A 13857-nucleotide genomic window follows, 5' to 3' on the forward strand; every position below is an offset into this window, starting at 1 on the left:
TTTTCAAATCTAAAAAAACTTCAGTAAGCTCGGGTTTCGTTACGTGAAATTATGTTGATTGGCGCATTTCTCGCCGCCGTTAATTCTGCCGTATTTTCAGTTTCATTTTGTACCTGTTAGATACATATTCCACAGCGAACACCATCATGAAGATCACGAGTCCGACAAACAGGGCTTGGGAAAAGTTATAGGTTTTCATCGCATGGGTCAGCTCAAATCCGATTCCGCCTGCTCCTACTGCGCCAAGAATGGTGGATTCCCCCAAATCTCCTTCAAACCGCAGCACACACCAAGCGATAAAGGCGGTTTTGACGGTTGGCAAAACACCCTGCATAATAATTTGCAGCCAGGTTGCACCCGTTGCCCGCATCGCTTCGAGCACACCTTTGTCGATTTCTTCGAGCGATTGGGCGAATACCTTGATAAGCATTCCCGCAGCAGAGACGGTAATCGCCAGCACGCCGGGAAGCGGGCCCAGACCGACAGATACGATAAAAATAAGCGCCCATATGACCGTAGGAATTGCGCGCAGCAGAGAAGCAACGCTCTGAATCATCCAGGCCAATGCCGGGTGGGGCGTCAGATTGCTTGCTGCCAGAAAGGATAGAAAGAAGGCAATGGCAATCCCGAGCACCGTGCCCAGAATGGCGACCTGCAGGGACTCGACGGCTGCCAGCAGCACATGGCGCCATTCAGAGAAATCGGGAGGAAACATAACACCGATAATACCGCCAAGCTTGGCAAAACCCTGCATGATCCGCGAATAGTCAAACTGAAGCTGAATGAGACTGAACACAAACAGCACAGCGGTAAGCGGCAAACCGATCACAAGCAGCCTGCTTCGTCTGGGCTTGGGCGGTTCTGGTTTCTGCGCATGCAGGGTAAAGGATGGAGTGGTGTTGTTGATTTGACTCATACTCATAGAATCCGCTCCCTTACACGATTGGTGATCATTTCAACAAGCAGGACAATGAAGAGCACGAGCAGCACCGCCATGCTGGCCTCCTGGTACTGAAACAGCTTTAAACTGGATTGCAACATAAAACCCAACCCGCCGCCGCCGACCATGCCAACAATGGTTGAGGCACGCACGTTAATTTCAAAGTTATACAGGCTCCAACCGATAAATCCGGGCAGAAACTGAGGCAGGACGGCTTGAGACAGAACCTGAAAATAGCTGCCGCCGGCTGCGCGGACGGCTTCAACCTGCCCCATATCAATCTCCTCCAGCACCTCGGCATAGGAGCGGGTCAGCATGCCGACCGAAATGAGAATAAGGGACATCGTGCCTACAATCGTGCCCAGACCGAAGGCTGCCACCAGCAAAATGGTCCAGATGACGACAGGAATGTTGCGGAAGAGGGAAGTCACGCCTCTCATGAATACTTGAATAAGCGAATGCGGAGTTGTCGTGGCAGCGGCCACAAAGGAAAGCAAGCCTGCCACAACCGATCCGATCACCGTGGCAACTACGCTCATATACAATGTTTGCAGAGCAGGTTCAAGCAGCTTGGGCAATGCTGAAAAGTCGGGCGGCAGAAAGTCTGTAAAGATAAATTGCAGGCTGTCGCCCATGCCTGCAAATAACGCCCCAAGCGAAAATTCCGAGCCGATGCATGACCAGACGATGAGAACACAGAACACGATTAGAAACAGCATCGTCTGCGCGCGTTTTATTTTCCGCGCTGATTGCATTTGTGCTGTGCTCATTAGGCGGTCTCCTTCTCCTGTGAGCTGCTTTGCTTGTAGATCAGCCTGATCATGTCATCGGTAAGCTCTGCGGGAGCTCCGTCAAACACCTTGCTGCCTTTATGAATGCCGATAATGCGGGTGGCATATTTCTTGGCGATGTCGACCTGATGAAGGTTGCACAGGCAGGCGATGCCTTCTTCCTTGCAAATCGTATACAGGTAGTCCATGATCGTCTCCGACGAGGCCGGATCAAGGCTGGCTATGGGCTCGTCCGCAAGGATCAGATCCGGCTGCTGGCAGAGAGCTCTGGCGATGCCTACCCGCTGCTGCTGTCCTCCGCTCAGCTCATCGGCCCGCTTATACATTTGCTCAAATAAGCCTACCCGCTGCAGCATATTTTTCGCCGCTTCCGTGTCCGTCTTGGAGTAGAGGCCAAGCGCTCCTTGGAGTGAGCTCATATAACCAAGACGCCCATGAAGCACATTGGTGAGCACAGATACACGGGTGACCAGATTATAGCCCTGAAAAATCATCCCCATCTGGCGGCGCATTTCGCGGAGCTTGGTGCCCTTAATGCCCATCGTTTCCTCGCCTTTAAAGCGGATATGGCCTTTTGTAGGTTCAACCATCCGGTTCAAGCTGCGCAGGAGTGTGCTTTTGCCGGCTCCGCTGGGCCCGATGACAACGACAAATTCGCCGGAATGAAGCTGCAGATTCAAGTTATCGAGAGCCACGGTTCCGTCGGGATACACTTTGGACAAACCTTCTATTTGCAGCAGTGTCATAGGTACATCCTCCTCTATTTACTTCAGCAGTTCCTCAGGCGACATCTCGAGATCTTTGGCAACCTTGCGAATTGGATCATAATCACTGTCACTGCCTGCTACGAAATGAGAGCCGCCCAGGCTTTTCAGGAAATCGGGATTTTGCGTGTGATAGTTCAGCATAAATTCGCGCAGCTTCGTGACCAGCTCTTCAGGCAGGTCCTGCCGGTACAGCATTGGCGCGCCGCTGACGATAGGGTCTGATTCGGCGATGACGCGGAAATCCTCTTCCTTCACAAGACCGGATTCGGCCATCATCGGCAGCATCAGGCTGGCTGTGCCGATCGCATCCGCATTTTTGTTGGCCAGCGCCAGCAGCGATTTGTCATGTCCGCCGGAGAAAGCAACACTGCCGAAAAAGGAGTCCAGTTCATCATTCGACAATCCTAGCTCTTTCATCAGCGTAGCGCGGGGGTACAGGTTGCCTGTTGTGGAAGCCGGGTCGACGAACAGAAAATTTTTCCCTTTCAAATCCGCCACACTTTGATAGGGGGAATCTGCACGCACAAGGATTACCGTATTCGCCTGCTGATCGCTTTCCGTTCTGGCCAGCAGCTTCGCTCCTGCACGTTCTGTGGCGATGATGTAGCCGAAGGGGCCAATCAATCCGATTTCGATTTTCCCTGTACGAAGCGCTTCAATCACCATGTTATAATCCTCGGCTACAAAAATTTCGGCAGGAATGCCTGTCGCTTCCGCTACATCCTTGGCGAACTGCTCCTGTGAACGGTTCATTTCTCCTTCCTCGCTTGGCATCATCCCGATACGAAGGACTTCGGGCGTACCTCCTGCGCCTGCTCCGGTGCTGGCAGCAGACCCACATCCGGATAGAAAGATAAGCATAAGCACGAGCACGAGCGACAGAAGCAAGGTGTGACGCCCTTTTTTTGTACTGCAGTTCCGCATGCCGCTTCCTCCTCAAATGAAGTTTTTGTTGTTGAATACAAGTAAGATACAAGTTGAATGTAAGATGGATATGTTGCCAAAGTGTTGTTTTTGTTAAATCTGCGGAGTGGTTGCAAGCTTTGTCGAGTGGCTGTTAAGATGGGGTAAAAAATGAATGTGGCAGGAAAGGAATTGTATACATGGAGAAAAAATCGCTGGTCGATACGGCTTACCTGCTGCTGCGTGAGCGAATGATTCGCGGGCAATTGATGCCTGGCACACTGCTGTCGGAAAATGAGCTTGCAGAGCAATATCAGATGAGCCGGACCCCGATTCGTCATGCCATCTCCCGTCTGGAGTCCGAAGGTTATGTGGCTTCGCTCAAGAACAGGGGCATTCTCGTTAAAGAGATGAACGGAAAAATTTTTCTGGATCTGAATGAACAAATCCAGTCCATGCTGTTTTACTGCTTCGAGGTGATGAAGGACCCGGAACGGGAAACGTATCTGAATTTTGCGTCCTTGTCAGCTCATGTAGAGGCGCAGAAAACAGCAGAAGCTGAAAATGACTATTTTCGATATGTCGAACATCATTTTTTATTCATGCGGGAGGTGATCCAGTCGCTGGGAAATGACGTCATGCTGACGACTTTTGATTCATTCAAGGATAGGCTGTGCATGTACTCCATGGTTCGCTTCAAGCTGACGCCTCATATTAAACATTACAATGCTATTGGAATTAATCGGGATATCCTTGCAGCTTTGGAGCGCCAAGACTACAACGCAGCCCAGGAGGTTGCCATGTCCATGGCGCGGCTTTCCAAAGAAAGAATGCTGGCTTTTGGACAGTTCTGATTTTGAGGAAAAAAGAGATCACGAATCCATACGGCATCAGGCCTGGGCATGCAATCGTGGTCTTTTCTTTTCAATTACGGCGGGAGGATTATGATGATTAAACCGAAAAAAATGATGTCTGGTTCAAAAATCGCAATCATGTCTCCTTTAAAATCAATCTTGTTCTGCGGCGAATTTCCGTATACATATACTCCTTTTCCGCAATGGACTAATGGATATCAAGACTGGAGCAGTCTAGAAACACTTGGGGAGTGTCAGGAATTCTATGAATATAAACAAGGGTGGACTTTCCTGCAGGGAGAGGATGTTGAACAAGGCCTGTTATGGGGCGGATGTATCGAAGTATTGGAGTTTATGAAAGCAACCGCATATTGGCCTGAGCCGTCTTTTTGGCAAGCGAAGGATTACACAGCTGAATGAGATGATTGTAAGTGTCATTAAAGATGAATTCGGGGCGGATAAAGTCCCCATTGTCGTTGATTTTGATTTCGGACACACAGATCCCAAGTTCATCCTGCCGCTGGGCGAGAGAGTGGAACTTCGCCCTGGAACCAATGAAATTATCCTTTTGGATAGTCCGTTTTCATAGTCTATAAAATAGTAAGATGATAGGGGGGCACCAGATGAGTATGAGGGATATGCTTGCCATCAAAAAAGCTGTCGATCATCTGCGGGACGAAGATGTTCGATCTTATTTGAGACTGATTTTAACGAATATCAAGATGCAGAAGGAACAGGGAGAATCACCCGAAGCATTTGCTGCTGATTTAATTGAACTTTATGATAACTTGATAGGGCTGCAGGATAAAAGAACCTTATGGAACCCTGTTCCATCCTGTACCCATGTTCATATCGTCTGCGGGGATTCTTTTGCCGGAGGCATGAAGCAAGCCTTGAAAGGGCTTGGCTGGTCAGAAACGCATAAAATGATTGTTCTGCGTGAGAATTATGCCATCGGTCCACTTCACGCCTTGGACACATCCGCAGGAAGAAAAGTACGGAACGACTGGTTCTGCGATAATATTACGAATGCTTTTGAAGAATACACTGAATTCGAGGAAGAATACGATGAGCTTATCCACCAAATAGAGCAGATTCCCGAACAGGCAAAAATAGTGATTTGGACAAGCAGCAATGCTTACGAGCAGGCAGGCATGAGACACGCCATGTATTTGCTGCGTGATAAACGCAATGCGGTAGCAGTATACGACGCTTGTGCAATCTGTGAAGCGTTGTACAACCGTCCGGATGCATCTATCACCTATCGGTATTCGGGAGAAGTTCCGGCTAAGAACCTTCAGGAAGCACTCTTGCGTATGGATGAAAGTAACAACCTGAACGATACTGAGATGGCACGCTTGGTACAGGAATGGCAGGCCATTTGTGAGCAAGCCGGAGTATTGCGCATTTGGCAGAACGATGCCGTAGTTGAGGTGCCGGCCGATCATTATGATTCGTATCTATTGGAGAAGCTGGACGGCATCACCCCTCCGGCGGGCAATAATGGTTTCATAAAATCAGCTCGTGTCATCGGGGAAGCGATAGGGTATTGCGAACAGTATGTCGGAGACTCTTATTTTGAATACCGGTTAAGAGAACTGATTTACAGTGGTGTGCTGGAAATCAAGGGTGTTCCTGCAGCAATGAGATTTTACAGTGTCAGGCGGAAAAAATAACCAATAAATTCCTGATTGAAATCGTGCATCTGTTTCTTTTTGCAAACAGGAAAAGGCATTGTTTACAAACGTGATACATCCAACTGATCGAATGTTACATGCGTCTTCTATACTGAGTTCAAGGTGATCGTCCGCATCACCACACAATCATGAACTCGAAGGAGAGTATGACGAATGAAAAAAGCAATGATTGCCGTTTCCTTGCTGTCCGTTGTTGCCGTTGCAACATCTGCCGCATTTTTGACAGGTTCTGCAGAGGCTGCTTCTAAATCCACAGCTGCGGTCCAGTCCGGTGGTACGGGAATTGAAGCTGCCAGTGTAGAGCATATGAAAAGAACGGTATTTAGCCCGGATGGCAAGCTTGTGAGTATTTTCGAGGAGTGGCAGGATACGGTATCCCCGCGCTACAAAGGTGCGGCCACTTCAGCCGAGGATGGCACAGCCAGCATGGTTATCCAGAATGGGAAAGAGTTTGTCAAATATTTTATCGATGCAAATGGGAACGTTGTAGATGGTATGAAGCAAAGCTTCCCGCAAGCCAGCGAGCCGAGCAGTTTTTTTGCAGCAGAGAAGGAGCGCTACACCCGGGAAGAATGGAAGAATAAAGGGAAAGTAACTGAAAACGGGGTTACGTACACGAAAGTAACCAGAACATATACATCTGTCGGCACAAAATTTACAGAGACGCTTTTGCTGAACAATAGCGGATTGCCGGTTAAGGAAAGCATCTACACCATTGAGAACGGGAAACCTGAACTGCAGTTCAATGCAAGCTATGAGTATGACAAGCTGAAAGCAGATAAGAGCCTGTTTGATGTGGATCGTGTTAAACTTCCAAAAAAATAAAAATAAGCTGGAAGCTTGTGATTTTCAAAGGGGACGCAGTCTATGAATGTATGGCTGCGTTCCTGTTTTTTTCACTATACGGTCTGTTCCATCTTTTTTCGTGCCATGTTTGGGATGTTATCATGGGCATCAGGGAAAGGGAATGTAGTCTATGGAATGGAAATTGAAGACTTCTCTAGCGACAATTTGCAGTTTTATTCTTCCCTTATAAATACGCTCTACATAGATTTAATCTATGAGTATTATGTGTTTAATAGAACGTTAGGATATGGTGGAGAGCAGTTTGACGCTTGCCATAATTATTTGTATATTTTTCGCAATTGAAACAAGGAGCTGTTTAGGAAACGATGAGGATGCTAGATGGACAAGCGGTTCCACCGACGTCAGGTAATGCCGAGAGTATGTTTGCTGCAGAAATGACCCAACTGGCACGTCAGATTTCCACCCGTGTCCCACATGACGGTGTTATTGTCCAACCTGTCCCTGGTTTGTTCCTCGCTCGCCACTCACAAATAGACGCAGACTACGTGCATACCATTGAGTTGCCCTCTTTATGGATCGCTGTGCAAGGAGCAAAGGCTGTTACGGTGGGGAATGAGGTCTATTCCTTCGGCGATGGGCAGATGTTTATCGTCCCCGTTGCCCTCCCGGTCGCTGCCCAGACCACGCTTGCCAGTCCTTCCGAACCGGTTCTCGGTGTCAGGCTGGATCTCGATCCGCAAAGGATCGCCGAGTTGGTCCTGAAAGTGTATCCTCACGGGCTGCCTCCCATTCGTCAGCGGAGCGCGGGTTATGTCGCGAACGCTGACCTGAGCGTTATAAGTGCGGTGAGTAGGCTGGTGGAGTGTTTATCCGATCCTGGCGACACCGAGCTGGTTGCTCCGCTCGTGGTGGATGAAATATTGATACGTGTCCTGCGAAGTCCTATAGGCGTTCATACCGCTGAAATCGGTTTTGCTGATTCGGGCGTGCAGCGGGTTGCAAAGGCGATTGCCTGGCTCCGCAGCAACTTCGCCCAGCAGATGAAGGTCGCAGACTCGGCTGATTTGGTGCATTTGAGCGTGTCCTCATTTAACGAGTATTTCAAGTCAGTTACTTCGATGAGCCCGCTGCAGTACCAAAAAGCGCTGCGTCTTCATGAAGCAAGGCGTCTGATGTTATCCGCTTTAATGGATGCAACCACGGCATGCCGGCTGGTGGGGTATGTGAGCACCTCTCAATTTAGTCGCGATTACAGCCGCTTTTTTGGCAGTCCGCCAAGCAAAGATATCGCCAAATGGCGTCAACAAACACAAATGCTGGACTAATGCGTCAGACTTGTCTGGCTTAAGTGTATACGCTACGAGTCCCTTTATACCCGCAGCCATAAGGCTAGCGTGTTTTCTTTTTCTTTCAAACCCGAGAACCCGTTGTATTGGACATGAGTAGTTTAGAGCTATTTATGTTGATCTGAGGTTGTGCTGTTTTCCGGCGGATCGGGCAAGAAGCCACGTGGAACAGGCAAACATCCTGGCGAAGCTTGGTCTAGAATATGTTTATGGCTTTACTACTTAATGTGTAGGAGGAATTCATTATGCGTGTTTTTGTTACAGGGGCAACTGGCTTTATCGGGTCTGCCATCGTGCGGGAATTGATCGGAGCGGGGCATGAGGTGGTAGGCCTCGCCCGCTCGGAAGCGGCAGCAGCAGCGCTCACCGTAGCTGGAGCAGCAGTGCATCACGGATCTCTTGATGATCTCGACAGTCTGCGCAGCGGAGCAGCCGCTGCGGATGGCGTGATCCATGCGGCTTTCGTTCATGATTTCTCGGATTATGCCGGTGCCAACAAAAAAGATAGTCAAGTTGTCAAGGTGCTCGGGGAGGCATTAGCCGGTTCCGATCGGCCTTTAGTAGTTACTTCAGTAACTGCTCTCCTTACCCCGGGCCGTCTCGGAACCGAAAATGATAAACCCGACCCCAATTCAGCCGCCCGCATCGCATCGGAAGAGACGGCGTTAACTATGGCTTCGCACGGAGTTCGCGCTTCGGTGGTGCGTCTTCCGGCATCGGTGCATGGTGACGGTGACCGGGGATTAGTACCGGCTTTGATCGATATCGCCCGCAGAACGGGTGTCTCCGCTTATGTAGGCGATGGAGCTAACCGTTGGCCTGCTGTGCACCGGCTAGATGCGGCGCGTCTCTACCGTCTGGCGCTTGAGTCTGCACCTGCCGGTACCAGACTGCATGCGATCGGCGATGAGGGTGTGCCGCTTCGCAACATCGCCGCCATAATCGGCCGCCGCCTTAATGTGCCTGTCGTCAGCAAGTCCCCTGAGGAGGCTGCCGCTCACTTCGGTTGGTTGGCGCACTTTGTTACGATGGACAATCCGACCTCAAGCACTCTGACCCAGGACCGCTTCAGGGTGCGTCCCGTCCAGCCACCGCTCATTTCGGATATCGACAGGGAGACGTACTTTACTGGCTGATGTTTAGTGTTTGTATATAGATAGTTAACGATAAACCACTATATGCGTCGAAAGAATCAGGGCATTAAGTTGAATTTCCGGCTTAAGGCCCTTTTTTTCGTGAGATTGGATTTCCTATTTTTTGAACGACTGATATACTAAGGAGGAAAGTGAGATAAAGATTAATCTACTTTATTGGATGAATAATGATCGGTGTACGATTGGAACGATACGTAGCCAGAGAGCGAGAGGGGGTTTGGTCTATGACCGACAGGCATGGGATCCAGATAAAAAAATCTGGACGATTCCGTACAGCATCAAAGCTGTAGAAAGTCTACTTAGAGCGTATCAGCACTACGATTTCGAGTGCGACGAGCGATTGGATAAAGAACTGTCTTATAAAGCTTTGCTAGACCGACGAGGCATGCCTATTGAGATGGTTCGCTCCTCTGCGAAACGGGACGAATGGAATCCGAGACGGCGAAAAGAACTGTACGATGAACTGATGGAGTGAGGATACAGTAGCACGACGATTAAGGCATACTTGTCGCAAACAAAATGCAGAACATGACTTTATATCTGGGTTGCGGGTAAGGGAAGTAGTGAGCCCGCGTCATGAAAACTACGACCGGGAGCGGAAAGCGCTGAAGGTTCGCCAAGGAAAAGTAAGGAAATACAGACTCTGAAGCAGCTTTTACGATGGTCCGAGATTACATGAGTCTGAGCGGTCTGAAGGCTGTATGTTTCCAGTAAAGTGGGAAAGTTGTCAACATGACGGAACGTTCAGCGCAAAAAGTGTTTGAAAAAGCCTTGGTTTAAACGGGCATTAGCAAACATGTGAGTATTATGGATCGGATGAGCTATTTGGAGGATTGGAGTGCAGATAGTACGGGAATAAGGTGAAAGGTGTGGGTTTACGAAGTTCGTAAGTATGAAGTTATGTGAAATTCCCCTGAAATATTTAAAAAGGAGAGTCATTAGATTATGATTAGGGTTTATTGTGATATTAAAGAATCAACTAAAGCTGAGATCAATAGGACAATAAATGATTATTTGGATTTATATATGGATTTTTATAGAGAACTTGGACCAGAAGAGGGCTTTTCTTCATTTTTTCCAAGGTTTCTATGGACAGAAAATGAAGAACTTTGCATAAAAACTATGATTGAATTAGATCTGTGGACTACTGACAATTATTTACACACTCTTAAACCGATTCATGAGTTTGCTCTATATAGATTGTTATGCGATTCAAAAGATAGAATTGAAGAAATGGGAAGAGAAAAAAGCACACCAGATTTAGATTATGATTTAGAACAAACAGATGATGAATACATATTACGTGATTTGGATAATATGGATCTTTATCTTGAAATATTATTTCAAGATTTTGATTTTTTGCACGTTTCTGATTATGTAAAATATTTTATGAAGAATCCTTTTAAATTTCAAGTTTCATTCGATATTGATCTTTCAGAATATGAAGATTTAATGCCAAATGATATAAGGAAAGAATTTAATGATCTTAGGCAATCAATTTATCCAACGGAAATTACAAAACAAGAATGTGATGGAGTAATAAGAGACATGAATGATTTTTTCTTATATATTGAAAAAATCATAAATTACTTTAGTCATTCTTTAGCTTTAAGAGGCACACACAGATTATTATGGAATGAGAATGGACTTCCAAAGAAGGAAACAAGTGCTCAACAACTATTAGAAAGTATGAGTAGATTATATTGCGAGAGTAATAATATAGATATAACACCTGAGGCTGAAACAGGCAGAGGCCCTGTTGATTTTAAGTTTTCATATGGGAATAATTTCAAGACGGTCGTAGAGATAAAGAGAGGTTCTAACAATCTAGCCCACGGTATTGAAAAACAAACAGTACAATATATGTTGTCAGAGAAAGTTGAAATTGCATATTTTATCATAATTATTTTATTTGAAGATGAATTTAAAAAAATTGATGGAATATTCGAGTTAGCAAAAAGTGTAGAAGTAAAATATAAATTAATAATCAAGCCGGTAATTATTGATGCTAGAGCCTCAAAATTGTCAGCCTCAAGGATTCAGAATGTTGATTCAGTGAAGTAGGAGGCATTATATAACACAGATTCAAGCTGCGGACATCCATCCTTAATTGGAAAAAAAACAAATAAGAGGGAGCTCACGAACCCAGACTCCCACCAAAATGTGGCCGTCTATCGTTAATCTAAGAACATTATATGAAATACATTAAATATTTAAGTGAAGGAGAGATAAAGTGGATAATAAATCAAGTGAAAGTAAAAGTAAATGGCAGATAATATTTTCTTTATTATTTATTTCAGTATTATTTTATTTGTTGTGGCTCCTAGTTACTTGGTTCATATCGGTGTTTAATAGTCTGCAAAAAGAAGTTGCTGCAGCACTTATCGCTGCTTCTGCGACAATTGTAGTATCAGTTTTATCTGTAGTTATAGCAAAATATTATGAAAAGAAGAGAGCAATAGAATTAGAACTTAGAAACAAAAAAATTCCAATTTATGAGGAGTTCGTTGAATTTTTATTTAAACTTCTAATGAATAAAAAACTAGAAGGAAAGCCTATGACGGAGCAGGAAGTTTTAAAGTTTATGAGTGGTTTTACACAAAAATTACTAGTTTGGGGTTCGGATGATGTTGTACTTCAGTGGTCTAAATATAGAAATATGTTTGTATTGGAGGATAACCCGGATACAAGGAAAACAATGTGGCAGATGGAACAGTTATTAATTGCAATTAGAAAAGATACTGGTCACAAAAATAAAGCATATAAGAAAGGTGATATTTTAAAGCTGTTCATTAATGATGTTGATAAGTATCTCTAAGAAAGCGAATGTACTTCATATAACATAATTTTCAAGCTGCAGCTCTAACGGCTCCTCAGCCTGCGTACTGAATTTTGAAGAAGCAAATTCAGCTGAGAACCCCTTTGGGCTTGATGAATGCTGTAACATTATACAAAATACTTGAAAAACAAGGAGATTAATACGATTTGTTTATTGAATTTGAAACACTTGAAAACAAGTTAATGAAAATTGAAATTTCACCTCAAGTTACATTGGTGACATATGGTAGGTTGTTCGAATTCTCAGAGGTAGAGTTTGATGAATACTAAAGAGACATTTAATTCTCTATGTAGATGAAGGGCGTCTTTAAAACCTTGCAAATAGATCTCGCGTTCTAAAATAGCTTGGAGGGAAAGATCTGCATCATCATAAAGGAATAGTGCTTTACGTACATCCTCTGGTAGTATTTCATGCAATTGCTTGAGGTAAAGATTACGTTCGGAAGAAAACAGATGTAACTGGAGTTGTTTTGTTAAGCTCACCATATAAAGAACAGTTTACAACACGTATGGAAGGGATATCATATGATTAGTTACAAACCTTTTCAAAAATTATTGATCGACAGGGAAATTAAGAAACAGGATTTACTTAAAATGACGGGAATCTCGTCAGCTACAATGGCGAAGCTCAATACGAACGAATACGTATCCTTAGAAGTAATTGATAAATTATGTACAGCTTTAGGGTGTCAGCCTGGAGATTTATTGGAACACATAGCAGAGCAATGATGGATTAGTTCCAAGAAGGAGTATAAACCACCATGGAAGCAGAACAATTGCAGCTGATTACCCTGGAGAAACTGGACGAAAAATGGTGGCCGGAGGCAAGGCAAATTTATCATCAATCTTTTGAGCACGGCCGCAAGCCGGACCGGATTATTAAGCAGATGTTCGACCGGAGGCTCAGCTTTTTGCATGTCATGGCAGATAAGTCTGCCGTGGCAGCGATGGCCATTACAGGCAAGGCGGAGAACGGAAAAGCGCTCATTATTGATTATTTGGCAGTTAAAGAGGAATATAGAGGCCGGGGTCTGGGGGAATGGCTGGTAAAAGCACTCGCTTTCTGGGCTGCATCAGAGCTTCAACTGCAAAAGCTGATCATTGAAGTGGAAAGTGAGCAGCTGCCTGAGAACGATCTTCGCAAACGGTTTTGGCAGAAATGTGGTTTTCGGATGACCAATTATGTTCATACATACAAATGGATACCGGAAACGTATCAGGCGATGTACCTGCCCTTGACCCAGGATTCAAGTCAAGCTGTTATTGAAGATGGGCAGGTGTTGTTTAAGCAGATCACTGCTTTTCATCACCAGTCATTTCGATAATCGAATAAATTAGGATATCATATATACAAAACAAAGGAGCCTGTTTAGGCCCCTACTGCTTGTTCGTTTAAGGTTTTGACGATTTGTTCAATCACTTTCACTTCACGACCATTGATATATTCTTCTCCACAATGGCAGCATTTAGTGGCTGGAATTTTCAGACTCTTTACACTATCGGATTCAAGCGGATAGTCTATATCAACTTTTTTCAAGTTTGTACTTCCACACATGACACATGCTTTTACACTCATTGTATCACGCTCCTTTCAAATATTATACAACAATTGTAGAATTAATCAATCACAGTTATGATGAATATATTATTGGGATAGTCTATAGTTCGATTCCGCTGTCCAACAATATTATACAACAATTGTAGAATTAATCAATCACAGTTATGATGAATATATTATTGGGATAGTCTATAGTTCGATT

At 45.3% G+C, this 13857-nt stretch carries 17 protein-coding genes; 12 read left to right on the top strand and 5 right to left on the bottom strand.

What is annotated here, in order from left to right:
* Positions 1 to 79 precede the first annotated feature (79 nt).
* The 4 genes from phnE (ACE5LO_RS14115) to ACE5LO_RS14130 are packed head-to-tail and all read right to left on the bottom strand — an operon-like array spanning position 80 to position 3422.
* On the bottom strand, positions 80 to 922 hold the full coding sequence (phnE, locus tag ACE5LO_RS14115) for a phosphonate ABC transporter, permease protein PhnE (protein WP_375520665.1): 843 nt from the start codon (positions 920 to 922) through the stop codon (positions 80 to 82).
* Positions 919 to 1710, bottom strand: a complete 792-nt coding sequence (phnE, locus tag ACE5LO_RS14120; RefSeq protein WP_375520666.1) for a phosphonate ABC transporter, permease protein PhnE — start codon at positions 1708 to 1710, stop codon at positions 919 to 921. The genes phnE (ACE5LO_RS14115) and phnE (ACE5LO_RS14120) overlap by 4 nt, the downstream gene beginning before the upstream one ends.
* Positions 1710 to 2477 (bottom strand): phosphonate ABC transporter ATP-binding protein, encoded by a 768-nt coding sequence (phnC, locus tag ACE5LO_RS14125; RefSeq protein ID WP_375520667.1) that lies wholly within the window; start codon positions 2475 to 2477, stop codon positions 1710 to 1712. Before phnC ends, phnE (ACE5LO_RS14120) begins: the two co-directional genes overlap by 1 nt.
* Positions 2478 to 2495: 18 nt before the next feature.
* Positions 2496 to 3422 (bottom strand): phosphate/phosphite/phosphonate ABC transporter substrate-binding protein, encoded by a 927-nt coding sequence (locus ACE5LO_RS14130; protein WP_375520668.1) that lies wholly within the window; start codon positions 3420 to 3422, stop codon positions 2496 to 2498.
* Positions 3423 to 3601: 179 nt separating this feature from the next.
* Between ACE5LO_RS14130 and ACE5LO_RS14135 the strand changes: the two genes are divergently transcribed.
* The 12 genes from ACE5LO_RS14135 (at position 3602) to ACE5LO_RS14190 (ending at position 13422) form a co-directional block, all read left to right on the top strand.
* Complete coding sequence (locus ACE5LO_RS14135; protein ID WP_375520669.1) at positions 3602 to 4255, top strand: GntR family transcriptional regulator; 654 nt, start codon at positions 3602 to 3604, stop codon at positions 4253 to 4255.
* A 93-nt stretch (positions 4256 to 4348) separates the two neighbouring features.
* A complete protein-coding gene (locus ACE5LO_RS14140) occupies positions 4349 to 4675 on the top strand; it encodes a S66 peptidase family protein (RefSeq protein ID WP_375520670.1) in 327 nt (108 codons plus the stop codon).
* Position 4676: 1 nt separating this feature from the next.
* Entirely contained in the window at positions 4677 to 4844 is a 168-nt protein-coding gene (locus ACE5LO_RS14145; protein WP_375520671.1) for a hypothetical protein, read from the top strand.
* 34 nt (positions 4845 to 4878) lie between these two features.
* On the top strand, positions 4879 to 5931 hold the full coding sequence (locus ACE5LO_RS14150) for a DUF1835 domain-containing protein (RefSeq protein WP_375520672.1): 1053 nt from the start codon (positions 4879 to 4881) through the stop codon (positions 5929 to 5931).
* Positions 5932 to 6105: 174 nt separating this feature from the next.
* The gene (locus ACE5LO_RS14155; protein WP_375520673.1) at positions 6106 to 6777 is read left to right on the top strand and encodes a hypothetical protein; all 672 of its coding nucleotides are present in this window, start codon (positions 6106 to 6108) and stop codon (positions 6775 to 6777) included.
* Between the two features lie 42 nt (positions 6778 to 6819).
* Positions 6820 to 7101, top strand: a complete 282-nt coding sequence (locus ACE5LO_RS14160) for a hypothetical protein (RefSeq protein WP_375520674.1) — start codon at positions 6820 to 6822, stop codon at positions 7099 to 7101.
* A gap of 29 nt (positions 7102 to 7130) precedes the next feature.
* Complete coding sequence (locus ACE5LO_RS14165) at positions 7131 to 8084, top strand: AraC family transcriptional regulator (RefSeq protein ID WP_375520675.1); 954 nt, start codon at positions 7131 to 7133, stop codon at positions 8082 to 8084.
* A 266-nt stretch (positions 8085 to 8350) separates the two neighbouring features.
* Positions 8351 to 9241 (top strand): SDR family oxidoreductase, encoded by an 891-nt coding sequence (locus ACE5LO_RS14170; protein ID WP_375520676.1) that lies wholly within the window; start codon positions 8351 to 8353, stop codon positions 9239 to 9241.
* Positions 9242 to 10204: 963 nt separating this feature from the next.
* Complete coding sequence (locus ACE5LO_RS14175; protein ID WP_375520677.1) at positions 10205 to 11323, top strand: DUF8371 domain-containing protein; 1119 nt, start codon at positions 10205 to 10207, stop codon at positions 11321 to 11323.
* 169 nt (positions 11324 to 11492) lie between these two features.
* On the top strand, positions 11493 to 12077 hold the full coding sequence (locus tag ACE5LO_RS14180) for a hypothetical protein (protein ID WP_375520678.1): 585 nt from the start codon (positions 11493 to 11495) through the stop codon (positions 12075 to 12077).
* 545 nt (positions 12078 to 12622) lie between these two features.
* Complete coding sequence (locus tag ACE5LO_RS14185) at positions 12623 to 12826, top strand: helix-turn-helix domain-containing protein (protein ID WP_019686344.1); 204 nt, start codon at positions 12623 to 12625, stop codon at positions 12824 to 12826.
* A 32-nt stretch (positions 12827 to 12858) separates the two neighbouring features.
* Positions 12859 to 13422, top strand: a complete 564-nt coding sequence (locus ACE5LO_RS14190; RefSeq protein WP_375520679.1) for a GNAT family N-acetyltransferase — start codon at positions 12859 to 12861, stop codon at positions 13420 to 13422.
* A 44-nt stretch (positions 13423 to 13466) separates the two neighbouring features.
* Here the strand turns inward: ACE5LO_RS14190 and ACE5LO_RS14195 are convergent, their stop codons facing one another.
* On the bottom strand, positions 13467 to 13673 hold the full coding sequence (locus tag ACE5LO_RS14195; RefSeq protein ID WP_375520680.1) for a YgiT-type zinc finger protein: 207 nt from the start codon (positions 13671 to 13673) through the stop codon (positions 13467 to 13469).
* Positions 13674 to 13857: the final 184 nt, after the last annotated feature.

The sequence above is a fragment of the Paenibacillus medicaginis genome (assembly GCF_042138635.1).
Taxonomy (GTDB): Bacteria; Bacillota; Bacilli; order Paenibacillales; family Paenibacillaceae; genus Paenibacillus; species Paenibacillus medicaginis.